The organism is Streptomyces sp. NBC_00353 (assembly GCF_036108815.1).
Classification (GTDB): domain Bacteria; phylum Actinomycetota; class Actinomycetes; order Streptomycetales; family Streptomycetaceae; genus Streptomyces.
On sequence record NZ_CP107985.1, the window covers coordinates 401,728 to 426,802 of the forward strand.

General features: G+C 71.3%; 20 protein-coding genes and 3 pseudogenes. 11 read left to right on the forward strand and 12 right to left on the reverse strand.

The features are described from left to right. Positions 1-113 precede the first annotated feature (113 nt). The 3 genes from OHA88_RS01835 to OHA88_RS01845 form a co-directional block, all read right to left on the reverse strand. Positions 114-503, reverse strand: coding sequence for a hypothetical protein (locus OHA88_RS01835; RefSeq protein ID WP_328623916.1), 390 nt, complete (start codon positions 501-503; stop codon positions 114-116). Positions 504-724: 221 nt separating this feature from the next. Continuing rightward, positions 725-907 carry a hypothetical protein gene (locus OHA88_RS01840; RefSeq protein WP_328623917.1) on the reverse strand — a complete coding sequence of 61 codons (183 nt, stop codon included), beginning with the start codon at positions 905-907 and terminating at the stop codon, positions 725-727. Between the two features lie 317 nt (positions 908-1,224). Beyond that, positions 1,225-2,346 (reverse strand): IS630 family transposase, encoded by a 1,122-nt coding sequence (locus OHA88_RS01845; RefSeq protein WP_328623918.1) that lies wholly within the window; start codon positions 2,344-2,346, stop codon positions 1,225-1,227. An 83-nt stretch (positions 2,347-2,429) separates the two neighbouring features. Between OHA88_RS01845 and OHA88_RS01850 the strand changes: the two genes are divergently transcribed. Together OHA88_RS01850 and OHA88_RS01855 are read left to right on the forward strand one after the other, a co-directional pair. After that, positions 2,430-3,305: an IS5 family transposase gene (locus OHA88_RS01850; RefSeq protein ID WP_328623919.1), complete on the forward strand. Its 876-nt coding sequence runs from the start codon at positions 2,430-2,432 to the stop codon at positions 3,303-3,305. 171 nt (positions 3,306-3,476) lie between these two features. Then, entirely contained in the window at positions 3,477-4,031 is a 555-nt protein-coding gene (locus tag OHA88_RS01855) for an SMI1/KNR4 family protein (protein ID WP_328623920.1), read from the forward strand. A gap of 274 nt (positions 4,032-4,305) precedes the next feature. On the opposite strand, the gene OHA88_RS01860 is transcribed toward OHA88_RS01855, so the two are convergent. After that, entirely contained in the window at positions 4,306-5,295 is a 990-nt protein-coding gene (locus OHA88_RS01860) for a LacI family DNA-binding transcriptional regulator (RefSeq protein WP_326633800.1), read from the reverse strand. A gap of 211 nt (positions 5,296-5,506) precedes the next feature. On the opposite strand from OHA88_RS01860, the gene iolC reads away from it, so the two are divergent. The 6 genes and pseudogenes from iolC to OHA88_RS44420 form a co-directional block, all read left to right on the forward strand. Further along, positions 5,507-6,451, forward strand: a complete 945-nt coding sequence (gene iolC, locus OHA88_RS01865; protein WP_328623921.1) for a 5-dehydro-2-deoxygluconokinase — start codon at positions 5,507-5,509, stop codon at positions 6,449-6,451. Continuing rightward, positions 6,445-7,326 (forward strand): Cgl0159 family (beta/alpha)8-fold protein, encoded by an 882-nt coding sequence (locus tag OHA88_RS01870; protein WP_328623922.1) that lies wholly within the window; start codon positions 6,445-6,447, stop codon positions 7,324-7,326. The genes iolC and OHA88_RS01870 overlap by 7 nt, the downstream gene beginning before the upstream one ends. Continuing rightward, entirely contained in the window at positions 7,323-8,183 is an 861-nt protein-coding gene (gene iolB / locus OHA88_RS01875; protein ID WP_326623956.1) for a 5-deoxy-glucuronate isomerase, read from the forward strand. The genes OHA88_RS01870 and iolB overlap by 4 nt, the downstream gene beginning before the upstream one ends. After that, entirely contained in the window at positions 8,180-10,036 is a 1,857-nt protein-coding gene (iolD, locus tag OHA88_RS01880; protein WP_328623923.1) for a 3D-(3,5/4)-trihydroxycyclohexane-1,2-dione acylhydrolase (decyclizing), read from the forward strand. The genes iolB and iolD overlap by 4 nt, the downstream gene beginning before the upstream one ends. A gap of 135 nt (positions 10,037-10,171) precedes the next feature. Continuing rightward, positions 10,172-10,610: pseudogene (locus OHA88_RS44415) on the forward strand (aldehyde dehydrogenase family protein); the annotation flags it as partial. Positions 10,611-10,679: 69 nt separating this feature from the next. After that, positions 10,680-10,907: pseudogene (locus OHA88_RS44420) on the forward strand (aldehyde dehydrogenase family protein); the annotation flags it as partial. A gap of 69 nt (positions 10,908-10,976) precedes the next feature. Here the strand turns inward: OHA88_RS44420 and OHA88_RS01890 are convergent. Further along, positions 10,977-11,297 (reverse strand): annotated as a pseudogene (locus OHA88_RS01890) (aldehyde dehydrogenase family protein); the annotation flags it as partial. Between the two features lie 128 nt (positions 11,298-11,425). Between OHA88_RS01890 and OHA88_RS01895 the strand changes: the two are divergent. Together OHA88_RS01895 and OHA88_RS01900 are read left to right on the forward strand one after the other, a co-directional pair. After that, entirely contained in the window at positions 11,426-12,367 is a 942-nt protein-coding gene (locus tag OHA88_RS01895) for a TIM barrel protein (protein WP_328623924.1), read from the forward strand. Between the two features lie 49 nt (positions 12,368-12,416). Then, positions 12,417-13,424, forward strand: coding sequence for a Gfo/Idh/MocA family protein (locus OHA88_RS01900; protein ID WP_328623925.1), 1,008 nt, complete (start codon positions 12,417-12,419; stop codon positions 13,422-13,424). A 49-nt stretch (positions 13,425-13,473) separates the two neighbouring features. Here the strand turns inward: OHA88_RS01900 and OHA88_RS01905 are convergent, their stop codons facing one another. Together OHA88_RS01905 and OHA88_RS01910 are read right to left on the reverse strand one after the other, a co-directional pair. Next, entirely contained in the window at positions 13,474-13,737 is a 264-nt protein-coding gene (locus tag OHA88_RS01905) for a hypothetical protein (RefSeq protein ID WP_267009353.1), read from the reverse strand. Then, positions 13,734-14,552 carry a phytanoyl-CoA dioxygenase family protein gene (locus OHA88_RS01910; protein ID WP_328623926.1) on the reverse strand — a complete coding sequence of 273 codons (819 nt, stop codon included), beginning with the start codon at positions 14,550-14,552 and terminating at the stop codon, positions 13,734-13,736. Before OHA88_RS01910 ends, OHA88_RS01905 begins: the two co-directional genes overlap by 4 nt. Before the next feature lie 70 nt (positions 14,553-14,622). Between OHA88_RS01910 and OHA88_RS01915 the strand changes: the two genes are divergently transcribed. Beyond that, entirely contained in the window at positions 14,623-15,405 is a 783-nt protein-coding gene (locus tag OHA88_RS01915; protein ID WP_267009351.1) for an AraC family transcriptional regulator, read from the forward strand. A 169-nt stretch (positions 15,406-15,574) separates the two neighbouring features. On the opposite strand, the gene OHA88_RS01920 is transcribed toward OHA88_RS01915, so the two are convergent. The 5 genes from OHA88_RS01920 to OHA88_RS01940 form a co-directional block, all read right to left on the reverse strand. Further along, complete coding sequence (locus OHA88_RS01920; RefSeq protein ID WP_443044149.1) at positions 15,575-17,524, reverse strand: alkaline phosphatase family protein; 1,950 nt, start codon at positions 17,522-17,524, stop codon at positions 15,575-15,577. After that, on the reverse strand, positions 17,508-19,184 hold the full coding sequence (locus OHA88_RS01925) for a histidinol-phosphatase (RefSeq protein WP_328623927.1): 1,677 nt from the start codon (positions 19,182-19,184) through the stop codon (positions 17,508-17,510). The genes OHA88_RS01920 and OHA88_RS01925 overlap by 17 nt, the downstream gene beginning before the upstream one ends. Positions 19,185-19,298: 114 nt before the next feature. Further along, the gene (locus OHA88_RS01930; protein WP_443044151.1) at positions 19,299-21,143 is read right to left on the reverse strand and encodes a LamG-like jellyroll fold domain-containing protein; all 1,845 of its coding nucleotides are present in this window, start codon (positions 21,141-21,143) and stop codon (positions 19,299-19,301) included. Between the two features lie 127 nt (positions 21,144-21,270). Further along, positions 21,271-24,222 carry a glycoside hydrolase family 2 TIM barrel-domain containing protein gene (locus tag OHA88_RS01935; protein ID WP_328623928.1) on the reverse strand — a complete coding sequence of 984 codons (2,952 nt, stop codon included), beginning with the start codon at positions 24,220-24,222 and terminating at the stop codon, positions 21,271-21,273. Next, on the reverse strand, positions 24,222-25,073 hold the full coding sequence (locus OHA88_RS01940) for a carbohydrate ABC transporter permease (protein WP_267009346.1): 852 nt from the start codon (positions 25,071-25,073) through the stop codon (positions 24,222-24,224). Before OHA88_RS01940 ends, OHA88_RS01935 begins: the two co-directional genes overlap by 1 nt. Positions 25,074-25,075 lie beyond the last annotated feature (2 nt).

Sequence of the window (25,075 nt, forward strand, 5' to 3'; positions counted from 1 at the left end):
CCCAGGGGCGTAAAAACGCCTGGCACCACCAGCCCGTGACACGCATACCCGCCCGGGATACCCCACAGCCAGCAGACCGGATGAAAGGCCGTGGCCGGGTGCGGTTTACTGGCTTAATGTCTGATGGCCCGGCTACCAGCGCTTGAGTCTCTCTGCCAGGTCGTCGTGCCATTCCCAGCGCTCGGGATGTCGTCGGTCTCCGGCCCAAGAGCAACCACTGTGTCGGTCACCTGGTAAGTAGCGCGGTAGGCCAGGACCTCGGTGGCCAGGTCCATCCACTCCTGAGTCTTCTCTGTCGGCGGTACGGCGCCGAGGACCGTCACAAACCACATGGGCATCAATGAACGGTCGCGGATCGCGTCGGCCAGGCACCCGCGCAGCAGCGCTGTCAGCTCCTTCTCCGCCTTGTCGCTCTCCTCGAGCAGCGAGGCCTTCGTCTCGCGCAGCGCGTCGTCCTGGTCCAGGGCAGCGCGTGCCTGTTGTGCGGGACCGTTCAGCTTCACGGCGCGCTGGTGGTGGTTGTCCGCGTGGGCGCGGGCCGACTCGAAGGTGAGGACTGCCTTCTGGTGTTCGGTCGCCCACGCTGGCGCAGGGTTCGCCGGCGACGGAGTAGTCGAGGTTGTTGGTGCCGTGTTGCATCGCGGTGCCATTCTGTGTGGTGTGGTCGGCGGTCGGCAGGCGCTGCCAGGAAGCCGTCTGGCGTCTTGGGCCGGGCGGCGGGTGCTCAGGTGCGGCTGTTGGGCCTGGGAGCGCTGTACGGCCGCAGAATCGCGTCACCGCCCCAGTCCCACATCCCCGGCTCGGCCTGGTCGCACAGCAGCAGGCAGAGCAAGCCGTCGTCGCCGGCGTCGTCCTCGTTGTAGGCCGACTCCGGCAGGATGTCGAAGCATCCGCCCACGCCCTCCATGCGGCGGGGGCAGGATGTCGAAGCATCCGCCCACGCCCTCCATGCGGCGGGCCAGGTGCAGCAGGCGCATCGGTCGGTGCGGGTCCAGCTCTCCCACGCCCAGCGCAGTTCGGTTCCACGCTTCAGGGAAGCCCGGACATTCAGCGTTCCCCGGACCGTCGCCCCCCCGGCCGGATCTTCATGCGCGAGCACCTTCGGATCGGATCTGGCCGGCCACCCGCCCCGCGGCTCCACCTGTACGACGCAACGGCCAGCCGAACGGCACCCGTCGTGTACGTCGGATACGTCGGCCCTCACCTCCCCAACAGCCTTACCAACTAGTGTCCTGCGCCAGAGATCCGTCGGCAGAAGCGGGCGAGGGAGTCGAGGATCTCTTCGGCGGTCTTGGTCCAGATGAACGGCTTGGGGTCTTCGTTCCAGTCCTTGACCCAGGCCCGGATATCGGCTTCCAGGGCCTGGATGTTCTTGTGTGCGCCACGACGGATCATCTGGTGGGCCAGGTAGCCGAACCACCGCTCGACCTGGTTGATCCACGAGGAGCCGGTCGGGGTGAAGTGCAGCTCGAACCGCGGGTGTTTGGCCAGCCAGGCTCTGATCGCTGGAGTCGTGTGGGTGCCGTAATTGTCCACGATCAGGTGGACCTGCAGGTGAGCGGGCACCTCCTTGTCGATCCGGATCAGGAACTTCTTGAACTCCACGGCCCGGTGCCGGCGGTGCAGGGCCGTGATGACTTCCCCCGTGGCGACATCGAACGCGGCAAACAGTGCGGTCAGGCCGTTGCGCACATAGTCGTGGGTACGCCGCTCGGGCATACCGGGCATCATCGGCAGCACCGGCTGAGACCGGTCCAGAGCCTGGATCTGCGACTTCTCGTCCACCGACAGCACCACCGCACCCTCGGGCGGGTCGAAGTACAGGCCCACGACGTCGTAGACCTTCTCCACGAACAACGGGTCCGTCGACAGCTTGAAAGTGTCCGCCAGATGCGGCTTGAGCTGGAACCGCCGCCAGATCCTGCCCACGGTCGACTTCGACAGGCCACTGTGCTGAGCCATCGACGTCCGCGACCAGTGGGTGGCGTTCTTCGGCAGCTGTTCCAGCGTGGTGACCACCACCGCCTCCACCTGATCGACGCTGATGGTGGGCGGCCGGCCCGGCCGGGGCTCGTCGACCAGCCCGTCCAGCCGCTCGGCGAGGAAGCGTCGCCGCCACTTGCGGACCGTGTCCGCAGCCACCCGCAGATCCCGGGCGACCGCGATGATCGCCGGCACCTCCGGTCCCGCACACGCCAGCACAATCCGCGCCCGCAAGGCCAGTGCCTGGGCCGACGGCGCCCGACGCGTCCACCGCTCCAACACCGCCCGCTCGTCATCAGACAGCAGCAACGGTTGAAGCTTTGGTCCCCGACGAGGAACTGACGCACCAGCAGCAGAAGTCACACACCAACTAACGATCAACTACTGGCGCAGGACACTAGGCCGTGTATCGAAAGTGGATCTTGAGTGACGGATGATCTCGGTGCATGGGGCGGGGAGATCTCACGGACGAGCAGTGGACGGTGCTGGAGCCGTTGTTGCCGAAGGGCACGAGAGCGGGGCGGCCGCCTGTTTGGTCTCGGCGGCAGTTGATCGACGGCATAAGGTTCCGGGTTCGGACGGGTGTTCCGTGGCGCGACGTACCCTCCGAGTACGGGCCGTGGGGTCGGGTCTACGACCCGTTCCGCCGGTGGCAGCGGGAAGGCAGTTGGCACCGGATCTTCACCCAGCTTCAGTCCCAGGCCGACCTGAAGGGGGCGATCACGTGGGACCTGAGCGTTGACTCCACGGTATGTCGCGCCCATCAGCATGCGGCCGGGGCCCGGAAGCGGGGCGATCTACAGAAGGAGCCGCCGGGCGGTGTCTTCACCGAGCCTCGTGATCACGGACTTGGACGTTCGCGCGGCGGATTCACGACCAAGCTGCACGTGGCCGTCGAGCAGGGCCAGAAACTGATGTCGATCATGGTCACAGCCGGGCAGCGTGGAGACTCTCCGCAGTTTGAGCCTGTGCTGAACAGAGTCCGTGTGCCTCGCTCAGGGCCGGGACGGCCACGTGTCCGCCCCGATCGCGTGCGCGCTGACAAGGCGTACGCCTCCCGCGAGAACCGCGCCTACCTGCGCCGCCGCGGCATCCGCTGCACCATTCCCGACAAGGCCGACCAGGCGCGCAACCGCAGGAAACGCGGCTCCCGTGGCGGCCGGCCGCCACGTTTCGACCCGGTCGACTACCGTGAGCGCCACGCTGTCGAGTGCGGAATCAACCGCCTCAAGAGACACCGAGCTGTGGCCACGAGGTACGACAAGCTCGCAGTCCGCTACGAGGCAACCATCCTCATCGCGGCCGTCAACGAGTGGCTGTGACCCTCGGCTGTCACGCGGTGGGATCCAGGTTTCATGCCCCAGGCAGTTTCTGCCGCAGGGCACGCAGCCGAAGCCGTCCTCGCACACGATGTTGCGCTTCTGGGGGCGTTTCGATTCGCTTCCGGGCCGTAGGGTGCGCCGTGAGGTACACGTTTGGGGAGAGGAATGACCGTGGGTGATGTGCAGCTGGCGTGGCAGCGCTTGGTGGACTGGCTGGAGACGAATGCACCGGCGACTGCATCGTCGGTTCTCGCTCCCGCGACGCCGGCGGCGATCACTGCGGCAGAGAAGCGCATGGGCGTCGTTTTCCCGGTCGACCTTCGGACGTGGCTTCTGGCCTCCGGGGCCGACAACGGCCCTGTTGGTGTCACGGAGGGGGTCGTGCCCGGCAGCAACCGCGATTTGCTGGGACTCGCGGCCATGGGGCGGACGTACCACTTCAAGATGGAGATCGAGCGCGACGACCCGTCCCCCGATCCGGAGTTTCCCTTCTGGCATGAGCAGTGGATTCCGATCATCTCGGACGACGATACTTGTTACGGCAAGTTCCTGGATGCGCGTAGCGGTCAGATCGGTTCATTCGGCGATGGGGATGAGCCATCTTTCGGAGTTCACGAGTCACTGACCGCTCTGTTCAGCGAGACGGTCGTCCTCATGGAGCAGATTTCTGCGGGGGCGCAGGGCGCAACTGGACGTGTTCAGGGTGGCAGGCTGATCTGGAACTGATGATCGGCGTACGCACCCAGGCCAACGGTGCCGATCGACACCACGGGCCCACTGCTGTTTCTGCTGTGCTACTGCGGCTTGGCTGCGTCGACCCGGTCCTGGTCGCCGTCAATGACTGCACTGCTTTGGATCTCCCACCGTGATTTGAACCTTCGCCGCACTGTTCGCGATCCACTTTCGATACAAGCCCTAGTGCCGTCCTCCACCCCCACGCCACCGCCTGCCGCGTCTCCGCAAGCCGGCGGGGTGTGGCTGTGCGACGGGAGACCATTCCTCACGCCCCCGGCGGCGGCCCCGTCGTCCCGCGCACCATCAGCCGCGGTTCCAGCACCAGTTCGCGCGGCGGCGTCGACGCCGCGTCCTCCAGCCGCTCCACCGCGAAGCTGACCGCCTGCGCGGCCTGAGCCGCGGCGTCCTGGCGGACCGTGGTCAGGTCGATGTGCGACAGATGGGAGAGGTAACTGTCGTCGAAACCCGCGACCGAGATGTCCCCCGGCACCTCCAGCCCCGCGCCTGCGAGGCTGTGCAGCAGGCCGACGGCGCAGCGGTCGTTGGCCGCGAGAACCGCGGTGGGTCGGGCGTCCTCCATGGCCAGCAGTCGCCCGGCGGCGATGCCCGCCTCCTCGGTATGTCCGCCGGGAATGACCCGGATCTCGTCGGCCAGGCCGTGACGACGCATCGCGGCACGATAGGCGCGGCGGCGCTCCGCGGAGCCGGCGCCCCGGCCGCCATCGATATGGGCGATACGGCGGTGGCCGAGGGTGACGAAGTGGTCGATGACCTGGCGTACGCCCTTGCCCTCCGCCGTACGGACGCTGTCCGCGCCGCTGCCCGGCACGTCCGCGCCCACCACGACCAGGGCGGAGCTGCGCCGCGCCAGTTCGCCGAGGAAGGCGGCGTCCGATTCGGGCCCGAGCAGGATCAGCGCCTCGCAGCGGTGGCTGAGCAGCGCCTCGGCGGCCGTGCGCTCGTCGCGCCCCGGGGCGCGGGCCGACAGCAGCACGTCGTACTCCAGGCGCTCCGCCTCCGGGTAGATCGCCTCGACCAGGTCGGCGTGGAAGGGATGGTGCAGGGTCAGCAGCACGCCGATGGTGCGGCTGCGGCCGCGGGCCAGCAGCCGGGCGGCGCTGTCCGGCTGGTAGCCCAGCTCGTCGGCTGCCCGCAGGACGCGCTGCCGGGTCTGCTCGCTGGCGCCCGGCCGGTTACGGAAGACCAGGGAGACCAGGGCGCGCGAGACACCCGCCCGGGCGGCCACATCCACCATGGTGGGGCGCTTCTGGTCGGTTCCTGCCAACGCTTCGCTCCTGTCTTGTCGCACTCTGGCCGTCGTCCTGACGGTGCGGTCCTTCGCGTCTGCTCCCGCGCGGGAACGCACTTCCTCGGCCGGCCGCCGCCCGCACTCTTGACATCCCGGCGCTACGGGATCATGGTACTCGCATCTAGCGCGCTCTAGTAGAGCGCGACAGGAGGGTTTCATGGCACTGGATGTGCTGACGATGGGGCGGGGCGGCGTGGACATCTACCCGCTGCAGAGCGGCGTCGGCCTGGCGGAGGTCACCTCGTTCGCCAACTACCTCGGCGGCAGCCCGACGAACGTCGCCGTGGCGGCGGCCCGCTACGGGCGCGCCGCCGCCGTCGTCACGAAGACGGGGGCGGACCCCTTCGGCGAGTTCGTCCGCGCGGCCCTCACGGGCTACGGCGTGGACACCGCCCATGTGGGCGTCTCCCCGGGGCTGCCGACGCCGGTGACGTTCTGCGAGATCTTCCCTCCGGACCACTTCCCGCTGTACTTCTACCGCTTCCCCAAGGCTCCGGATCTGGACATCACGCCCGAGGAGCTGGACCTGGGCGCGATCCGCTCGGCAAGGGTGTTCTGGATGACCGGCACCGGGCTGTGCGAGGAGCCGAGCCGAGCCGCCACTCTGGCGGCACTGCGGGCGCGCGGGCGGAGGGCGCACACGGTCTTCGACCTGGACTGGCGCCCGATGTTCTGGACCACCCCGCCCCGGGCCTGGTACGAGGAGGCCCTGGCGCACGCGACCGTCGCTGTCGGCAACATCGACGAATGCGAGGTCGCCACCGGCGAGCGGGACCCGTATGCCGCGGCCCGAGCGCTGCTGGCCACGGGCGTGGAGCTGGCCGTCGTCAAGCAGGGACCGCGCGGTGTGCTGGCCGTGCATCGGGACGGCACCGCGGTGGAGCAGCCGCCGGTGCCGGTGGATGTGATCAACGGCCTCGGTGCCGGCGACGCGTTCGGCGGTGCGCTGGTGCACGGCCTACTGGCCAGCTGGGAACTGGACCACATCATCGCGTTCGCCAACGCGGCCGGCGCCCATGTGGCCGGACAGCTCGCCTGCTCGGACGCCATGCCCACCGAGACCGAGGTCGCGGAGCGGCTGAAGGCGGCCGGCACATGGTGAGGGGGCGGATCCGGGAGCTGACCTCGCTGCGGGTGCGGGATCCGGAGGCGGTGGCCACGGCGGCCGCGGCCCGGAGGCGGGCCAAGTCCCCGCTGGGAGACACCGGGCGGGCAATGGTCATCGCCGCCGACCATCCGGCCCGCGGGGCGACGGCGGTGGGCGGCGACGCGCTGGCCATGGCGGACCGCACCGAGCTGCTGCGGCGGCTGTGCGTCGCACTGGAGCGGCCCGGGGTGACGGGGGTGCTGGGCACCGCCGACATCCTGGAGGACCTGCTGCTGCTCGGGGTACTGGACGACAAGTGCGTGTTCGGGTCGATGAACCGGGGCGGACTGGCCGGCTCGGTCTTCGAGATCGACGACCGGTTCACCGGCTACGACGCGCACACCATCGCCGAACTCCGCTTCGACGGCGGCAAGATGCTCACTCGCGTCGCCCTCGACGATCCGGCCACCGCCGGCGTGCTGCAGAACTCGGCCCGGGCAGTCGACGAGCTGGCCGAGCGGCGGCTGCTGGCCATGGTGGAGCCGTTCCTGTCCCACTGGGAGGACGGCCGGGTGCGCAACGACCTGTCGCCCGACGCGGTCGTCCGCTCGGTGGCCATTGCTTCCGGTCTCGGCCGGCGCAGCGCCTACACATGGCTGAAACTGCCGGTGGTCGACGACATGGAGCGGGTACTGGCTGCGACCACCCTGCCGGTGCTGCTGCTCGGCGGCGATCCGGGCGACGCAGATGGGGAGCGGGTGGCGCGAGCCAAGTGGTGGCGGGCGCTGCGGCTGCCCGGGGTGCAGGGGTTGGTGGTGGGCCGTTCGCTGCTCTATCCGGCGGACGGCGATGTGGCGGGAGCGGTGGACAGGGCGGTGGGGCTGCTGTGAGCACGAAATATCTGCAAGCGGATACCGCGGCCTCCGGGCCGTACCGAACGGTGATCACGCCGAAGTCGGCGGGGTGGGGCTACTCGGGCCTGCGGATCCTTCAACTGGCGCCGGGCCAGGAGCACGTCTTCGGCACCAGTGACGCGGAGCATCTGGTGCTGCCCCTGTCCGGCGGCTGCACGGTTACCGTCGACGGCGCGTCGTACGAACTGAAGGGGCGCGACGGCGTGTTCGGCGCTCCCACCGACTTCCTCTACCTGCCCCGGGACGGCGAGGCCCGCGTGACCAGCCGCAACGGCGGCCGCTTCGCGCTACCCTCCGCCCGCTGCGAGCGGCGCCTCCCGGTGCGTTACGGCCCGGCGGAGGAGGTGCCCGTGGAACTGCGCGGGGCCGGCAGCTGCAGCAGGCAGGTCCACAACTACTGCCTGCCGCAAACCTTCGACGCCGACCGGCTGCTGGTGTGCGAGGTGCTGACGCCGGGCGGCAACTGGTCGTCGTACCCACCGCACAAGCACGACGAGGCGCGGCCGGGCGAGGAGGGTGAGCTCGAGGAGATCTACTACTTCGAGGTGGCGGACGGGGGCATGGCCTATCAGCGGGTGTACGGCTCCCCCGAGCGGCCCGTCGACGTGCTCCAGGAGGTGCGCAGCGGCGACACGGTGCTGATTCCGCACGGTTGGCACGGGCCGTCCATGGCTGTGCCCGGCTACGACCTGTTCTACCTCAACGTGATGGCGGGGCCCGGCCCCGAACGCGCCTGGCTGATCTGCGACGACCCGGCGCACGGCTGGATCCGTACCACCTGGGAGGACCAGCCCACCGATCCGCGGCTGCCGTTCGGAGGGACGACGAGATGAGACTGACCACCGGCCAGGCACTGGTGCGCTTCCTGGCGAATCAGTTCAGCGAGCGCGACGGTCGTGAGCGGCGGCTGATCGACGGCGTGTGGGGGATCTTCGGCCACGGCAACGTGGCGGGGATCGGGCAGGCGCTGCTGCAGTACCCCGACGAGCTGCCGTACTTCCTCGCCCGCAACGAGCAGGCGATGGTGCACACCGCCGCCGCCTACGCCAAGATGAACGACCGGCTGGCGACCTACGCCTGCACCTCCTCCATCGGCCCCGGCGCCACCAACATGGTCACCGGCGCCGCGCTGGCCACCGTCAACCGGCTGCCGGTGCTGCTGCTGCCCGGCGACACCTTCGCCACCCGCGTCGCCGACCCCGTGCTGCAGCAGCTGGAGGATCCGCGCCAGGGCGATGTCTCGGTGAACGACGCGCTGCGGCCGGTGTCGAAGTACTTCGACCGGATCGAGCGCCCCGAGCAGCTGATCCCGGCCGCCCTGGCCGCGATGCGGGTGCTCACCGACCCGGTGGAGACCGGCGCGGTGACGCTGTGCCTGCCGCAGGACGTGCAGGCGGAGGCCTTCGACTGGCCGGAGGACTTCTTCCGCCGCCGGGTCTGGCACGTGGGCCGGCCGCAGCCCGAACCCGACGCGCTGACGCGCGCGGTGGCGCTGCTCCGGCAGGCCGAGCGGCCGCTGATCGTCGCGGGCGGCGGTGTGGTGTACGCGCAGGCGTGGCCGCAGTTGCGGGAGTTCGCCGAGGCGACGGGCATCCCGGTGGCGGACACGCACGCCGGCAAGGGCGCGATCCCGTGGGACCACCCGTGCGCGGTGGGCGGCCTCGGCTCGACCGGCACCAGCGCCGCCAACGCGCTGGCTGCCGAGGCGGACGTGGTCCTCGGCATCGGCACCCGCTACAGCGACTTCACCACCGCCAGCCGGACGGTCTTCGCCTACCCGCAGGTGCGGTTCGTCAACCTCAACGTGGCCCGGCTCGACGCCGTCAAGCACGCCGCCGAACCCCTGGTGGCCGACGCCCGGGCGGGCCTGGAGGCGCTGACCCGCAAGCTGGCGGACTGGCGCACGGACGAGGCGTACCGGGCCCGCGTGCGGGAGCTGGCCGCCGACTGGCGGTGGGCCACCGACCACGCCTACCACCTGTGCCACGGCCCGCTGCCCGCGCAGACCGAGATCCTGGGCGCGCTGAACGAACTCCTCGACGACCGGGACGTGGTGATCAACGCGGCCGGCTCGATGCCGGGCGATCTGCAGGCGCTGTGGCGGGCGCGCGATCCGAAGGCGTACCACGTGGAGTACGCGTACTCCTGCATGGGTTACGAGATCGCCGCCGGGGTCGGCGCCAAGCTGGCCGCCCCCGACCGCGAGGTGGTGGTGCTGGTCGGCGACGGCTCGTATCTGATGATGTGCCAGGAGCTGGTCACCGCCGTCTCGGAGGGGCTGAAGCTGACGGTGGTGCTGGTCGACAACGGCGGCTTCGCCTCGATCGGCGCGCTTTCGGAGTCCCTCGGCTCGCAGCGCTTCGGCACCCGCTACCGCTTCCGCGACGAGAAGACCGGGCGGCTGGACGGCGGCGTGCTGCCGGTGGATCTGGCGGCGAACGCGGCGAGCCTGGGCGCGCGGGTGCTGAGCGCGGGCAGCGTTCCCGAGTTCCGTGCGGCGCTGTTGGAGGCCAGGGCCGCCGACCGCACGACGGTCGTGCATGTCACCACGGACCATCTCAGCCCCGGTCCGCCGAGCTCCGCCTGGTGGGACGTGCCGGTGGCGGAGGTCGCGGAGCTGGACTCCACCCGGCAGGCACACGCCTCGTACGAGACCGCCAAGCGGGCGCAGCGGCCGTATCTGTGATCCGTACCGACTGAACAGCGAAAGGAGAACCCCTTGCACACCATCGAGCACTGGATAGCCGGCTCCCCCGCCGCAGGCTGCGGCAGCCGCACCGCCCCCGTCTTCGACCCGGCGACCGGACGGCAGCGGGCGAGCGTGCTGCTGGCGGAGCCGGCCGACGTGGACGCGGCGGTCACCGCCGCGGCCAAGGCCTTCGACAGCTGGAGCGAGAGCTCCCTCAGCACCCGGATGCGGGTCATGTTCGCCTTCCGTGAGCTGCTCGTACGGCATGAGGACGAGCTGGCCCGGATCATCTCCGCCGAGCACGGCAAGGTGCTGGACGACGCGCGCGGCGAGGTGGTGCGCGGGCGGGAGGTCGTGGAGTTCGCGTGCGGGATCGCCGACGCGCTCAAGGGCGACTACTCGGCGCAGTACTCGCGCGGGGTGGACGTGCTGTCCTTCCGTGAGCCGCTGGGGGTGTGCGCGGGGATCACCCCGTTCAACTTCCCGGCCATGGTGCCGCTGTGGATGCATCCCATCGCCATCGCGACCGGCAACACCTTCGTCCTCAAGCCCAGCGAACGCGACCCCTCGGCGTCGAACCGGATCGCCGGGCTGTACGCCGAGGCCGAGCTGCCGGGCGGCGTGTTCAACGTCGTGCGCCGTGGTACTGCCCGATGCGGACCCGGAGTTCGCCGCCGACCAGCTGATCGCCGCCGCCTACGGCTCGGCCGGGGAGCGGTGCATGGCGGTCTCGGTGGCCGTCGCGGTCGGGGACGCGGCGGACCCGCTGGTCGCGGCGCTGGGGCGCAGGGCGCGGGCAGTGCGGGTCGGGCCCGGCGACGATGCGGCCAGCGAGATGGGGCCGCTGGTCAGCCACGCCCTCCGGGCCGTGGATCGGGCTGTCGCCGATGAGGGAGTCCTTCCAGCCGCCGAAGGAGTAGCCGGCCATCGGCACCGGCACATTGACGCCGATCATCCCGACCTGCACCCCGCGCTGGAACCGCCTCGCCGCGCCGTCGTCGCCGGTGAACAGGGCGGTGCCGTTGCCGTACGGGTTGGCGTTGACCAGCTCGATGGCGGCGTCGAGGGGGGCGACGCCTACGACGGCGAGGACGGGGCCGAAGATCTCCTCGCGGTAGGCGTCCATGCCGGGCGTGACACGGTCGAGCAGCGACGGGCCGGTGAAGAACCCGTCCTCGTGCCCCGGCACCGTCAGCCCCCGCCCGTCCACCACGACGACCGCGCCCTGCCGCGCCGCCGAGGCGACGGCGCCCTCCACCCGCTCCCGTGCAGCTGCGCTTCTACACCCGGCCGAAGGTAGTCACCACCCGCTGGCCGGACGGGGGCGGCCCGCGCGCCGCCTTCGCTAACCCGCCCGTATCTCCCAGACCCCTGAAAGGCCATACCGTGAGCACCGCATCGACCCCCCGCGCCACCGCGGGCAACCTCTGCCTCGGCTCCGCGCCCGACTCCTGGGGCGTGTGGTTCGCCGAGGACGAGCACCAGGTCCCCTACACCCGCTTCCTCGACGAACTCGTCCAGGCCGGCTATCGCTGGCTGGAGCTCGGCCCGTACGGCTACCTCCCCGTCGACCCGCGGCGCCTGGCCGACGAGCTGACCGCCCGCGAACTGCAGGTCTCCGGCGGCACCGTCTTCGGCGCGCTGCACCGGCCCGAGCAGTGGGACGAGATGCTGGCGGGCGCCCGCCGGGTGGCCGAGCTGACCGCCGCCGCGGGCGCGCACCACCTGGTGTTCATCCCGCCGCTGTACCGGGACGAGAAGACCGGCTCCTTCACCGAGTCCCCCGAGCTGACCGCCGCACAGTGGGACCTGGTCAGCGGCGCGGCGGATCGGCTGGGGAAGATCCTGCTGGAGGAATTCGACGTACGCCTCGTCGTCCACCCGCACGCCGACAGCCACATCCAGACCCAGCCGGAGATCGAGCGCTTCCTGAACGCCTCCGACTCCCGCTACGCCAACCTCTGCCTGGACACCGGGCACGTCGCCTACGGCCGCGGCGACAACCTCGATCTGATCCGCCGGTATGCCGAGCGCATCGGCTACGTCCACATCAAGCAGATGGACGCGGAGATCCTCGCCCAGGTCGAGGCGGAGGACCTGTCCTTCAGCGAGGCCGTCAGGCGCGGCGTGTGCGTGGAGCCGCCGGCCGGGGTGCCGAACCCGGCGGACATCGTCGCCGCGCTGTCGGAGCTCGACGCGGAGCTGTTCGTCATCGTCGAGCAGGACCTGTACCCCTGCGCCCCGGAGGTGCCGCTGCCGATCGCGGTGCGCACCCGCGAGTATCTGAACGGCGCCGGGCTGTCGGGGACCCGGCGCCCCAACCGCTAGCCCGCAAGCCCGCCTCTGTCCCGCCCGACCCGCAAGGAGAACGACCAGCATGACCATACGTATCGGAGTGATCGGCACCGGCTCGATCGGGCGCGAGCACATCGAACGCGTCACCCGCCGTACCAGCGGCGCCGTCATCTCCGCCGTCACCGACATCGACCGGGCCCTGGCCGAGAAGGCTGCGGGCGAGGCGGGCGGCGCCCGGGTGTGCGCCGACGGCGCCGAACTCATCGCCTCCGCGGACGTGGACGCGGTGCTGGTCACGTCCTGGGGCCCGACCCACGCCGAGCATGTGCTCGGCGCCGTCGCGGCGGGCAAGCCGGTGCTCTGCGAGAAGCCGCTGGCCACGACCGCCGAGGACTGCCTGGCCGTGATGGCGGCCGAAGAGGCCTACGGGCGGCGGCTGGTGCAGGTCGGCTTCATGCGCCGGTACGACACGGGCTACCGCGAGCTGAAGCGGATCATCTCCGGCGGCGGCATCGGCCGGGCGCTGATGATGCACTGCGCGCACCGCAACCGGGCTGTGCCGGACGCGTACACCACCGACATGGCGGTGCAGGACTCCGGCGTGCACGAGATCGACGCGGCGCGCTGGCTGCTGGACGACGAGATCGTCTCGGTGCAGGTGATCGTGCCGCGGTCGACCAGCCGGCGCTTCGAGCACCTGGCGGACCCGCAGTTCATCCTCTTCGAGACCGCCGACGGGGTGCGGATCGATCTGGAGGTCTTCGTCAACTGCCAGTACGGCTACGACATCCAGTGCGAGGCGATCGGCGAGGAGGGCCTGATCCGGCTGCCCGACCCGGCCCGGGCGCAGCTGCGGGCGGCGGCGCGGATCGGCACCGCGATCGACCAGGAGTGGGACGACCGCTTCTCGGCGGCCTTCGACGCGGAGCTGCAGGCGTGGGTGGACTCGGCCGCGGCGGGCCGCGCCACGGGGCCGTCGGCGTGGGACGGCTACGCCGCCACGGCAGTGTCGGTGGCGGCGGTGCGGGCGCAGCGCTCCGGCGGGGTGGAGCAGGTGGAGATGGTGGACAAGCCGGCGTTCTACGCCTGACGTCGGCGTGCGTAAGGGGCGCCCTCCGCGGAGGGCGCCCCTTACGCGTTCAGCCCTGGAGCTTCTCGAAGAAGAACTCGTGCTTCAGGAACGACGTGTCGTACTCCGCGCCCGGGTACGGCGGGATCAGCTGCGCGGCCTGGAACAGCCGCCAGCCGTCCTGGAGCGCCGCGACGCCCGTCTCGTACGGCGGTTCGTCGCTGTCGCCGGTGGTCGGGCTGGTGCGGCCCGTGCCGTCGTACTGCGACCAGCCCACCACCTCGGAGTCGAGCGCCGAGTTGGCCAGATAGAGGACCAGGACCTGCTGCTTCATGCGTGGCTCCGGAGGGTGGGGCGGTTGGCGACGCGGGTCGCCCAGTAGTCGATGTCGAAGGTGTCGTCGCCGGTCAGGGCGCGCCAGAGTTTCACCCGGTTGTAGACCTCCAGGCGGCCGGTGGCGGGCTCGTACCAGGGGAAGGTGAGGCTGAGTTCCCTGGCGACGGCGGGGTCGTCCAGGTCGGAGGTGTCCCAGAGGCGGACCTGGGGGACGGTCGGGTTGAAGCGGATCTTGAACATGTAGCGCAGGATGTCGCTGGCGTTGCGCCGGCCGCCGTGCCAGATGCCATGGTGCAGCAGGACGACCGTGCCGGCCGGGCAGGTGAGGCGGGTCTGGCCGCGGAGGTTCTGGTAGCGGCCGGTGTCGGACTCGTTGGTGCGGCGCAGATGGCTGCCGGGGACGCTGAGGGTGCCGCCCATCTCGGTAGTGACGTCCTGCGGGTAGTACATGAGCTGGACGTCGAACGCGTCGGGCCGGATGTCGATGACGGCGTCGGCGTGCAGGGGCTGGGCCTCGCCGCCGTGCGGTTCGCGGACGTGGACGAAGTGGTGGTCGACGGTGGGGCCCGGGCCGACGAGGCTCTCCAGGGCGCCGGCGACGGCCGGGAGCTCGATCAGCCGGCGGGCGAAGGACCCCTCGGGGAAGGCCTTGTCCACGGGGGTGCCGAACGGCACCTCGGGGATCCCGGCGTCGAAGACGCCGATGGCCTGCTCGTTCATCTCCGGCGGTACGACGGCGTCCAGGCGGAGCGAGCCGTGCGCGACGAAGCTCGCCACCTGGGCCGAGTTCAGTAGCTGCTTGCTGGTTGACATACGGCAAGCCTAGAAAGGGCCTGCTCCCCTGTCGTGTGCTCTATTCATCGACTACTGGTAATTTCTCACCATGACCGGTCATGTGGTGCTGCCGCTGGACGAACCGCCGCAGGCGGTGAACGCGGGCGTCGGCATGCACGGCACCCTCGGCTCGCACGACGTCTTCCGGCTTCCCGGCCTGTGGCAGCTGCACCTGTACACCTACTCCGGCGAGCTGGCCTTCGGCGGCGGCCGGTATCCCATCCGGCCCGGGCACGTGAGCCTGGTGCCGCCGGATGTAGAGGTGCACTTCCACTACGAATCGCGCCGGAACGAGCATCTGTACGCGCACTTCGCGCTGCCCGGCCGCGGTGAGCGGCGGACCGTGCCGGTGATGCAGGACGCGGGCGCGGAGGCCCCGGTGCTCACCGCTCTGCTGCGGCACGCGGTGGCCGCGATGCCGGTGTCGCCGGCGCGGGCGGCTGCGGAGGTGTGGACGGTGCTGTGGCACACGGCGCAGCTCGGCGGCGGCCAGGAGGCGGCGGGGCAGCCGCATCCGGCGCTGGCGGCGGCGTTCGCGTACATCGAACAGGGGCTGGCGGGACCGCTGCCGGTGCCGGGGATCGCCCGGGCGGCGGGGGTCTCGCACAACCACCTCACCCGCCTGTTCCGCACAGGCACGGGCGACACGGTGGTGTCCTACATCCGCCGCCGCCGTATGGAGCGCGCCCGGCATCTGCTCCAGGCCTCGACGATGCCGATCCCGGCGGTGGCGGCGGCGGTCGGCATCCCGGACCTCCAGGCCTTCAACAAGACCTGCCGCCGCGAACTGGGAGCGGCGCCGCGTACGATCCGCGAGGCGGCGCGGCCCTAGCCGTCGCCTTATCCGGGGGTTGAGAGCTGCTACTCGCTGTGTGTGCAGGAGCGTGTGAGTGCGTCCTCGGGCACGGCGTGGGAGCGCGCGGTGGCAGGCGGGTCGGACTGTCGGTGGAACGAACCCGGCTCGGCGTGACCGCCCCGGGCTGTCGCGGCTGGCGGACCGGTCACCCCGTGACGCTCGGCCTCCCGTCCTCGATGTGTCCCGCCAGCCGCCGGGAGAAAGCCGGGTCGCCCGCCACGGTGACCACCAGGTCGTACCAGCCGTGTGCGGCGCTGGTGGGGTGGGTGAGGGTGCGGGTCTCGCCGGGTGCCAACCGCAGGCAGGCCGGGTGCGGATCCCGTTCACGGGCCTGCGGGCGGACCGTTGCCGTCTGAGGCCGCGCCGAGGTGTTGGTGAGCGTCAGCCGCAGCTCACGGGCCGGGGCTTCGACCGCCGAGGCGACCTCCACGCCGTCGGACGGCGTGCCCGTGAACTCGCGGCGGAAGCCGTTCGGGCCGGTGACCGTGAAGCGGTAGTGGTCGGCGGTGAGAGGCACCGTCCACTGCGCCTCGCCCCTTACATCCCGGTGCTGGGGCGCGGCGAACTCACCCGCGTAGGGGTAGAGCGCGAAGTGCGCGCTGGACGCGCCGGTGTTGACCAGCGTCACCGCGACCTGCTCGCCGCGCACAACGGCGTGCGCGTCCGGCTGGTACGGCAGCGCGCGGGCGGGACGCGTTCCCGGCGGCACGGCGGCCGGAGCGGGCTCCGGGTCGAACGCGAACGCCGCCGTCAGATCGCCCGTCACCGTCCGGCGCCACGGCGAGACGTTCGGGTCCTCGACCCCCGTCCACCGCTCGAGGAACCGGTTCACGGAGGTGTGGTCGAAGAGCTCCGAGCAGACGTGACCGCCCGTCGACCAGGGTGAGATGACCAGCATCGGCACCCGGATCCCCAGGCCCGTGGGGTGTCCCTCCCACCACTCGTCCGGGTCGTCCGGGCCCGGCACTGGCGGCGGGACGTGGTCGAAGAAGCCGTCGTTCTCGTCGTAGGTCAGGAGGAGGACCGTGTGCCGCCACACCTCGGGGTGCGAGGCCAGCGCGTCCAGCAGCCCGTGGATCACCTCCGCTCCGGCCTGCGGGGAGGAGACGTTGGGGTGCTCCGACGACACCGCCGGGGCGACGACGTAGGAGACCTCCGCCAGCCGGCCCGCCGCCACATCGCGGGCGAAGGCGTCGGTGAGGGTGCCGGTGGGCACCCGGCGCAGGGCCCGCTCGAACAGGCTGCGCTCCGCCGGGGCGAGGGCGTCGACGCCCTCCTCCAGCAAGCCCAGCAGCCGGTCCCGTTCGGCGTCGTCGGCCGCCTCGCGGACGGTCTCGTAGAAGGACTCCAGGTAGGTGTGGCCGTCGGTCTTGCGCAGCGCCTCGCGGGCGACGGCCTTGAAGGTGGCGAAGAACTCCGGCTGGTTGTCGGTGTAGTTCTCCCACTCGCTGTACGTCTGCCAGCTGCGGCCCGCCCGCTCCAGCAGCTCGGCGTACGTCGGCCAGTCGTAGCCGGGGTGGACGTCCTCGTCGTTGGCGTCGTTGTCGACGGCGCGGCGGCCGTCCGGCTCATGGCCGGACAGGCTGGACCACAGGTAGTTGCGGTTGGGGCTGGTCGAGGAGTGGATGGACGCGTGGTAGGCGTCGCAGATCGTGAAGGCGTCGGCCAGTGCGTAGTGCAGCGGGATGTCGTCCCGGTCCAGGTAGGCCATGGTGGCCGGGGTCTTCGCCGGGACCCAGCCGTCCATCCAGCCGCCGTGCCAGGCCTGCTGGGCGGTCTCCCAGCTGTGGTCGAGGTCGTGGAAGGTCGCCAGCTGCGGCGTACCGGCCGCGGCGCGGGCGGCGAAGGGGCGGACGGTCCGCTCCCCGTCGGGCTGGTCGAAGACCAGGGCGCCGCCGGGGAGGCGGATCGCATTGCGGTCGCCGAAGCCGCGGACGCCGGGGAGCATGCCGAAGTAGTGGTCGAAGGACCGGTTCTCCTGCATGAGGACCACCACGTGCCGGACGTCTTCCAGCCCGCCGGCCGGCGGCTCCTCGGCCAGCATCCGCAGCACCGAGGCCGGGAGCTGAGCCGTCACGTCAGCTCCCCGCGACATCGACGAACACCGGGTTGGTGTAGAACCACGTGTCGAGCCACGGGTCGCCGCCGCCCGGCTCGTGTGCGATCGGCCCGTGCGGGTCGATCGACGCGCCGAGGTAGCCGGTGCCGTTGCGGTTGCCGTCGCTGCCGCGCAGCCGGACGTAGAAGGGCTCGTCGCCGGCCGTCAGCGGGATGTGCAGGGTATAGGTCCCGGAGCGGCCGGTGACGTCCGTCGTGTGCACGACCCGGGTGTCGGGCGCCCGCCACGAGTCGCGGTCCGCGGCCGGGCCGCGCACCGCACCGTGGATCACATCGACGTGGGCGAGCTCCGGCAGGATGTCGTGCGCGTTGGGCCGGGAGGCCGTGGTGACGGTGACGGACAGGGTGAGCCGGTCGCCGGGGCGTACCCGCAGCCGGCCGCCGAGGGTGACTCCGCGGCCGGTGTCGTCGGCGCGTCTGAGGCGCACGTCGAGCCCGTCCAGGAGCTGGCCGTGGTCGAGCCAGACCCTGCCGGCCCGCAGACCCGCCATGACCGGCCGGTAGCCGTACTTGGTGACGCCCACATGGGTCCGGCTGAACTGGCCGGGCCAGAAGTCGCCGCCGGGCTGCGGCTCGGTGGTGTTCACCGGGTCGGGCAGCCGGCCGGTGTTGTCGAAGTTCTGCCCCGGCGGCCAGTCGCCGTTCTTCCAGGTGTCGAAGACCACCCGGTGCACGTCGGAGTTGGTGGTGATGGTGAACAGCCTGCCCTCGGAGAGCATCGCGTCCCACAGGCCGCCGACGGTGGCGGTCACCCAGTCGAAGCCGCCGTACGTGACGTAGGCGTCGGTGGGGTAGCCGGGCCAGGAGTTGGCCGAGGGGGCGTTCTCGTACTCGCCGCGCTGCGAGTCGGGGCCGCGCCAGCCGGGGATGCCGCCGCCCTGGGCGCCGGGGGCGCCCTCCATGCCGATCATGATGTCGGGTGCGGCGTCGCGCCAGTTGCGCATCTCGTGCGGGGAGTCGATGCCCAGGCGCATCGGGTGGTTGGCGATGACCAGGACGTCGTCGATGTAGCCGGTGCGGCGCTGTTCGGCGAGCCAGCGGATGGCGGCCACCGCGTGCGCCTCGTTGCGCGGGGTGTCGGGGTGGTCGGGGCCGCCGGCGGTGTGGTCCAGGAGCTTGCCGTCGTAGGCGAGCTCGAACCGCGTGAGCAGGTCGACCTCGTGCGGTCCCGGGGCGGCGAAGACCGTGCAGTGCTCGGCGGCTGGGATGTACCACTCCAGGCCCTGGAAGATCAGCTGCCGGGGGTGGGCGGCGCGGGCCTTGAGGATCTCCTCGTGCTCCAGCCGGGCGCCGTAGCTCGCGTGGCCGAAGTTGGAGTGCTCGTTGAAGACCATCCAGTCCAGGCCGTAGCGGGCACCCGCGTCGACCAGCTGGCTGAACGTGTACTTGGCGTCGTGGCTGTAGACGCTGTGGATGTGGTGGTCGCCGACCAGGTACGCCAACTCCGGGTCCGTGCCGCCGAGCTGGGGCGCGGACGCGGCGGAAGCGGTGGACGGGCTGAGCAGGGATCCGGCGGCGAAGGCGGCGCCGAACAGGCCGGCGCGGCGCAGCAGGCCGCGGCGGGACAGGGCCTGGGCGCTGAGCGCGGCGGCGGGCACGTCGGGGTCGGCCCAGATCGGCAGCTTGGAGGACGGCATGCGGGTGCTACTCCCTTGCGGTGGATGGCGGGAATCGGCGGGATGGAGGGCTCGCCCCCGGAGGCGAGAGGGGGCGAGCCCTCGGGCGGGACCGGTCGGCCCGGATGAAGTCCGTCAGCTGAGCATGAAGTCGCCGACGGCCAGCGCCCGGTCGCAGATGCGGACGTCGCCGAGGCGGCCGTTGAGGATCTGGTCGATCCTGCCGCCGTACTCGTAACCCCCCAGCAGCCACGGCAGCCCGACCGAGGTGAGGCCGACGGCTGCCGCGTGCGGGTTGCGGGCGACCGGGCAGCCCTGGACGTACATCGTGGTGTGGCTGCCGTCGTTGACGACGGCGACGTGCCACCAGCGGCCGGGCGCGGTCTCGTCGCCCCAGTTGGTGGCGATGCCCTCCTGGTTGAGCGGCCGGACGGCCCACTGCGGGCCGGGGCCGTCGGACAACGACAGGGTGGCCAGCGGCTCGTCCGGGTCGTCCTGCGTCTTGCCCGCGGCGCCGCCGGTGCCGGTGCGACCGACGAGTCCGCCCCAGGCGTTGCGGGCGGAGTCCCAGTCCTCGGCGGGCTGGTAGAAGGCCTCGATGGTGTAACCGTCGGGGAAGGTCGCGGCGTTCAGCGGTGCGCCCTGGACCGTACGCAGATATGCGCCCTGCAGCGGCGGCTTGCCGCCGGCAAAGCGCAGGCTGCCGTGACCGGGCTGGTCGGGGTGGTGGGCGGCGGAGAAGGTGAGGCTGCGGGAGGAGGAGCCGGGGACGGCGACGACGGTGAGGTCGTTGCCGCGGCCGCTCAGGTCGCGAATCGGTCCCTCGGCCCTGGCGCCGTCCTCGCGCCCGTCGAAACGCCAGTACGCCAGGGTGCCGGGGACCAACAGCTGCGCCGCGGGCCGGGGCCCGCGCGCGGCCACGGGGGCGAAGCCCGCGAAACGCTCGGCGAAGTCCACCGCGACGGAGAACCGGTCGTCGGGGCCGGTCAGTTCGATCTCCCCGCGCTCCAGCTCGTTCAGGCCGTCGGCGGCCCGGCCCAGGATCCACGGCGAGACGGTCTCGACGTCGATGGTGTCGCGATCCAGGTCGAAGTGGTAGAGGCGGATCATGGCGGCGCCGCCGTAGTAGCGGTTCTGGTAGTTGGTGAGGTGCAGGTGCACGTCGTTGCCGGCGGCGTTCTCGCGGACGGTGCGGGCCGCGGGCCAGAAGTGGCCGTTCAGGGTGAGGAAGATCTGGTCGTGGTCGTGGATCAGCTCGGACCACAGGCGCTGCCCGTAGTCGGACAGGACCGCCCCGCCCTTGTCCTCGTCGACGCCCACGAGGTCGTGCGTGGTGAGGATGACGGGGGACTCCGGGTGGTCGGCGATGACCTGGCGGGCCCAGGCGAAGCCCGCCTCGGACATCCGCCAGTCCAGCGCCAGGACCAGCCACTCGCGGCCGGCGGCGGGGATCAGGTGGTACGTGTTGTAGCCGTCCGGCGTGGCCCCGCCGAAGGTGGGCAGATCGGCCATCCGGTCCGGGCCGAAGGTGCGCAGATACGGGGTGGCGCCGCGCTGGTCGTCGGTGCGCGAGGGGATGTCGTGGTTGCCGGTGAGCACGCTGTAGCCGACGCCGTTGCGGTCCAGCAGCTCGAACGCCTCGCCCACGGCGGCGAACTCGGTGTCCGTGCCGTGCTCGGTGAGGTCGCCCAGATGGGCCAGGAAGACGATGTTGTCGTCGCGGCCGTGGTCCAGGACGTAGCGCAGGGAGGCCTCGACGGGTGCGCGCTGGATGCTCGGACCGTCGAAGAGGTACTGGGTGTCGGGCATCACGACCAGCGTGAACCGGTTGCTGTCCGGGTCCGGCCGCCAGTCGGCGGGCTCGTCCGCCTGCGCTGCGGCCTGCGTGGCGGCGGTGGCCGTGGCGAGCGCGGTGCCTGCGGTGATCAGCCCGGCGCGGCTGAGGAAGGTGCGCCGGTCGGTGCCGTGCGAGGTGCACACATCGTCTCCAGGAGAGGTTTCGGGCAGCCCGGACCGCGCTCCGGCTGGGGGACGGAGCGCGGTGGGCTTGTCGGCCCGGTGGATGCGGACTTGGCTGGCTGGTGGTGGACGGTGCCCCGGGGGCCGCCTACTCGGCGGTCAGCCTCCAGGACCAGCGGTGGACGCCCGGGCCCACGAGGTACTGCGGCAGCGTGTCGGGCCCGCAGGACGCCGTACCGACACCGCGGTGCTCGGCGTCCAGATGGACCACGCAGCGCTCTTGCGGTGTGAGCTCGTCGTGGTGCGTGGCGGCCGTCAGATCGGCGGCGCGGTGCCGGGTGACCGACACCTGGCGCGGCTCGTCCAAGCGCACCGCGAGCCGCTCCCCCGCGGCGGAGTGCAGGGCGAGGCTGCGTACGCCCTGCCGGCCGCCGCTCTCCTGCGGGCGCAGATAGGGGGTGAACAGGTCGTCCACGGCGACCCGGTGGTGGCCGACGGGCGGGCCGGCGCAGCGGTCGGGGTAGGACTCCCACGGCCCCTGGCCGAACCAGTCCAGCTCCTCGTAGCTGGCGGCCGTCTCGAAGACGGTGCCCACCCGGGCGACGTCCGTCAGGCCCTCGGGGAGCTCGGCCGTCTCCTCGACGAGGACTCCGCCGGGGATCGGGGTGAAGGTCTGCTCATGGCGTACGGCGCCCTCGGCGGTGGCGTACTCCGCCCGTACGACGGTCCGCCCGTCGCGTACGGACACGTCCAGCAGGGTGCGGGTCGGAGCCTGAAGGCCCCACTTGCGCCAGCGCTCCGCGATCCCGCCGAGCTCGTCGTTGTCGGTGGGCGCGCGCCACAGGCTCAGCGTGGGCGGCGCGGCCAGCAGCGGGTGCACGAGCAGGCCGTCCTCGTCGAGGGTGACCTCGCCCTGCGCGGTGTCGGCGACCGCCGGGGCGGCGCCGCGCAGCCGCACCTGCGGCGTGCACACCTCCAGCCCCGCCGGCGCCCAGCTCTCCGCGCCGGCCGTGGTGGCGCGCAGCGTCAGCCACGCCTCGCCGCCGTCCCCGTCCGCCTGCGCCAGCAGCTCCGCGGGTACGGCGACGGTCGCCGACTCCCCCGGACCCAGGTCGGGCAGGACCGCTGGGACGGTGTGCGTGCCGGTGCGCTCCGCCGCCAGCACCCACTCGCCCGCCAGCCAGGACAGATCGCGGAAGTGCTGGTGGTTGCGTACCGTCACCGACCCGTCGACCGACGCGGTCAGCCGGACCGGCGCCGCCAGTTCGCGGTGCTCGTACATCGCCGGCTTGGGGGTGCGGTCGGGGAAGACCATGCCGTCGGTGACGAACGCCCCGTCGTGTGGGGTGTCACCGAAGTCGCCGCCGTAGGCCCAGCGCAGGCCCGGACCGGCGACACCGTCGGCGAAGGCGCCGGCGCCCGCGGTGCCGGCCGGTCGCTTGTCGTCCACACGCTGCAGGATGCCGTGGTCGCGGAACTCCCAGATGAACCCGCCCTGGAGGCCCGGCGTGCTTTCGATGGCCGCCCAGTGGTCCGCGAGGGTGCCGTTGCTGTTGCCCATGGCGTGCGAGAACTCGCACCAGATCAGCGGTTTGGTCTGGCGCCCGGACAGGGCGTGCTCGACGACCTCGGGGAGGTTGGCGTACATCGGGCAGGCGATGTCGGAGGCCAGCGAGGTGTCGGCCCAGTCGATCTTCGCGGCGCCCTCGTACTGCAGCGGCCGGGTCGGGTCGTAGCGGCGCAGCCAGCCCGCGGCGGCGTCGTGGTTGGCGCCGTAGTCGGACTCGTTGCCGAGCGACCAGATCAGCACGCTGGGGTGGTTCTTGTCGCGCAGCGCCATCCGCGACACCCGGTCGGTGAACGCCGCCAGATAGCGCGGGTCGTCGGCTATCTCATGGGCGTGGTCGTGCGACTCGATGTCCGCCTCGTCGATCAGATAGACGCCGAGTTCGTCGGCAAGATCGTAGAAGGCGGGGTCGTTGGGGTAGTGCGAGGTGCGCACCGCGTTGAAGCCGAAGCGCTTGAGCAGGACGAGGTCGGCGCGCATGTCCGCCTGCGACACGACCCGCCCGGTGAGCGGGTGGAAGTCGTGCCGGTTGACACCCCGCAGGAAGATCCGCTCGCCGTTGACCAGCAGGTCCCGGCCCTGGATCTGCACGGTGCGGAAGCCCACCCGGTGCCGCGAGGTGTCCGCCACGCTGCCGTCCGCCCGGTGCAGCCGCACCGTGAGTCCGTACAGCTCGGGGGTCTCCGCGGTCCACGGCCGCACGTCCGGCACGACGGCCTTGAGCCGCGCCTCGCCGAGGAAGTCGGAGACCCGCCACTCCTCCTTGCAGTACGCGTCGAACTCCGCGTCCTGCGCCAGCTCCCCGACACCCTCCAGCTCGCCGCTGACATACCAGCCTGCGGGCAGCGCCCCCGCCGCCGAGCGGACCTGCACCTCGGCCAGAAGACCGCCGTCCGCCGGGGCGGTGATCTTCACATCGGCGAGATACAGCGGATCGGTGGCGTAGACGTACACGGAGCGGGTGATACCGCCGTGCCACCACTGGTCCTGGTCCTCGATGTGCGTGGCGTCGGACCACTTGACCACGGTCAGCCGTACGGTGGCACGCTCGCCGGGCCGTACGGCGTCGGTGATGTCGAACTCGCCCGCCAGATGAGAGTCCTTGCCCATCCCCACCGGTCGCCCGTCGACCGCGGCGACCAGCACGCTCTCCGCCGCCCCCACGTGCAGCACGATCCGCCGCCCCGCCCACTCCGCCGGGATGTCGACCTCCCGCTCGTGCACACCGGTCGGGTTCGCGGCGGGCACCTGCGGCGGGAAGTGCGGGAACGGCATCTGGACGTTGGTGTAGTGCGGCAGGTCCGCCACCCCGTGCAGATCGTCGAACTCCTGCATGGTCCAGAGGCCGGGCACCTCCAGCTCGGTCCAGAAGTCCGCGAGCGGGACATCGGGCGCGGGCAGCAGCTGGAAGCGCCAGCTGCCGTCGAGCTCGATCCGGTCCCCCTCCCGGCGTACGGCGTGCATCGGCAGCCGCTGCCAGGAGGTGAGCTCCGGGCTCTCCCAGGGGCGGGTGGGCAGGGACGGGCGGGTCATCAGCGGATGGCTCCCTTGGCCAGGTCGGCGATGAAGTGGCGGGCCGCGAAGGCGAACACGATGAGCAGCGGGATCAGGGCCAGCAGGGCGCCGGCCATGACCATGCCGTAGTCCGTCATGCTGTGCACACCGTTGAGCTGGGACAGCGCGACCTGGAGAGTGACGTTGTCCGGGTTGGTGAGGGCGATCAGGGGCCAGGCGTAGTCGTTCCACTGGCTCATGAAGGTGAAGATGCCGAGGAACGCCAGGCCAGGGCGGACCACGGGCAGCGCCACATGCCAGTACTGGCGGAGGAAGCTGCAGCCGTCGAGGCGGGAGGCGTCCATCAGCTCGTCGTGGATGGCGCCCGTCATGTACTGGCGCATCCAGAAGATGCCGAACGCGTTGGCCGCCGCAGGGACGATCAGCGCGGTGAGCGAGCCGATCCAGCCCAGCTTCGCCATGATCACGAACTGCGGGATGGCGGCCAGCTGCGCGGGCAGCATGAAGATGGCCATCATCAGCCCGAACAGCAGCTTGCGCCCCGGGAACTCGAACTTGGCGAAGACGAACGCCGCGAGCGAGTCGAAGAACAACACCAGCACCGTGACGCTGACCGCGACGATCAACGAGTTCAGCATCGACCCGAAGAAGTCGACGTTGTCGAAGAGGTTCTTGACGTTCTCGCCGAAGTGCGAGCCGGGCAGCAGCTTCGGCGGGTACGAGAAGATCTCGCTGGTCGTCCGGGTGGCCATGACGACGGCCAGATAGAACGGGAAGACCGACAGCAGTACGCCCGCGATGAGCGCGGTGTGCAAGGAGACACCGCGGGCCAGGGCACCCTTGATCCTCGGTGTGAAGGTCTTGGTCATGG

Excerpts from the sequence above, each read along its gene's own strand:
- OHA88_RS01840 (WP_328623917.1), bottom strand. The coding sequence starts at position 907 with ATGGAGGGCGTGGGCGGATGCTTCGACATCCTGCCGGAGTCGGCCTAC.
- OHA88_RS01850 (WP_328623919.1), top strand. The coding sequence starts at position 2,430 with ATGGGGCGGGGAGATCTCACGGACGAGCAGTGGACGGTGCTGGAGCCG.
- OHA88_RS01860 (WP_326633800.1), bottom strand. The coding sequence starts at position 5,295 with ATGGTGGATGTGGCCGCCCGGGCGGGTGTCTCGCGCGCCCTGGTCTCC.
- iolC (WP_328623921.1), top strand. The coding sequence starts at position 5,507 with ATGGCACTGGATGTGCTGACGATGGGGCGGGGCGGCGTGGACATCTAC.
- OHA88_RS01870 (WP_328623922.1), top strand. The coding sequence starts at position 6,445 with ATGGTGAGGGGGCGGATCCGGGAGCTGACCTCGCTGCGGGTGCGGGAT.
- iolD (WP_328623923.1), top strand. The coding sequence starts at position 8,180 with ATGAGACTGACCACCGGCCAGGCACTGGTGCGCTTCCTGGCGAATCAG.
- OHA88_RS01900 (WP_328623925.1), top strand. The coding sequence starts at position 12,417 with ATGACCATACGTATCGGAGTGATCGGCACCGGCTCGATCGGGCGCGAG.
- OHA88_RS01905 (WP_267009353.1), bottom strand. The coding sequence starts at position 13,737 with ATGAAGCAGCAGGTCCTGGTCCTCTATCTGGCCAACTCGGCGCTCGAC.
- OHA88_RS01910 (WP_328623926.1), bottom strand. The coding sequence starts at position 14,552 with ATGTCAACCAGCAAGCAGCTACTGAACTCGGCCCAGGTGGCGAGCTTC.
- OHA88_RS01915 (WP_267009351.1), top strand. The coding sequence starts at position 14,623 with ATGACCGGTCATGTGGTGCTGCCGCTGGACGAACCGCCGCAGGCGGTG.
- OHA88_RS01920 (WP_443044149.1), bottom strand. The coding sequence starts at position 17,524 with ATGTCGCGGGGAGCTGACGTGACGGCTCAGCTCCCGGCCTCGGTGCTG.
- OHA88_RS01925 (WP_328623927.1), bottom strand. The coding sequence starts at position 19,184 with ATGCCGTCCTCCAAGCTGCCGATCTGGGCCGACCCCGACGTGCCCGCC.
- OHA88_RS01935 (WP_328623928.1), bottom strand. The coding sequence starts at position 24,222 with ATGACCCGCCCGTCCCTGCCCACCCGCCCCTGGGAGAGCCCGGAGCTC.
- OHA88_RS01940 (WP_267009346.1), bottom strand. The coding sequence starts at position 25,073 with ATGACCAAGACCTTCACACCGAGGATCAAGGGTGCCCTGGCCCGCGGT.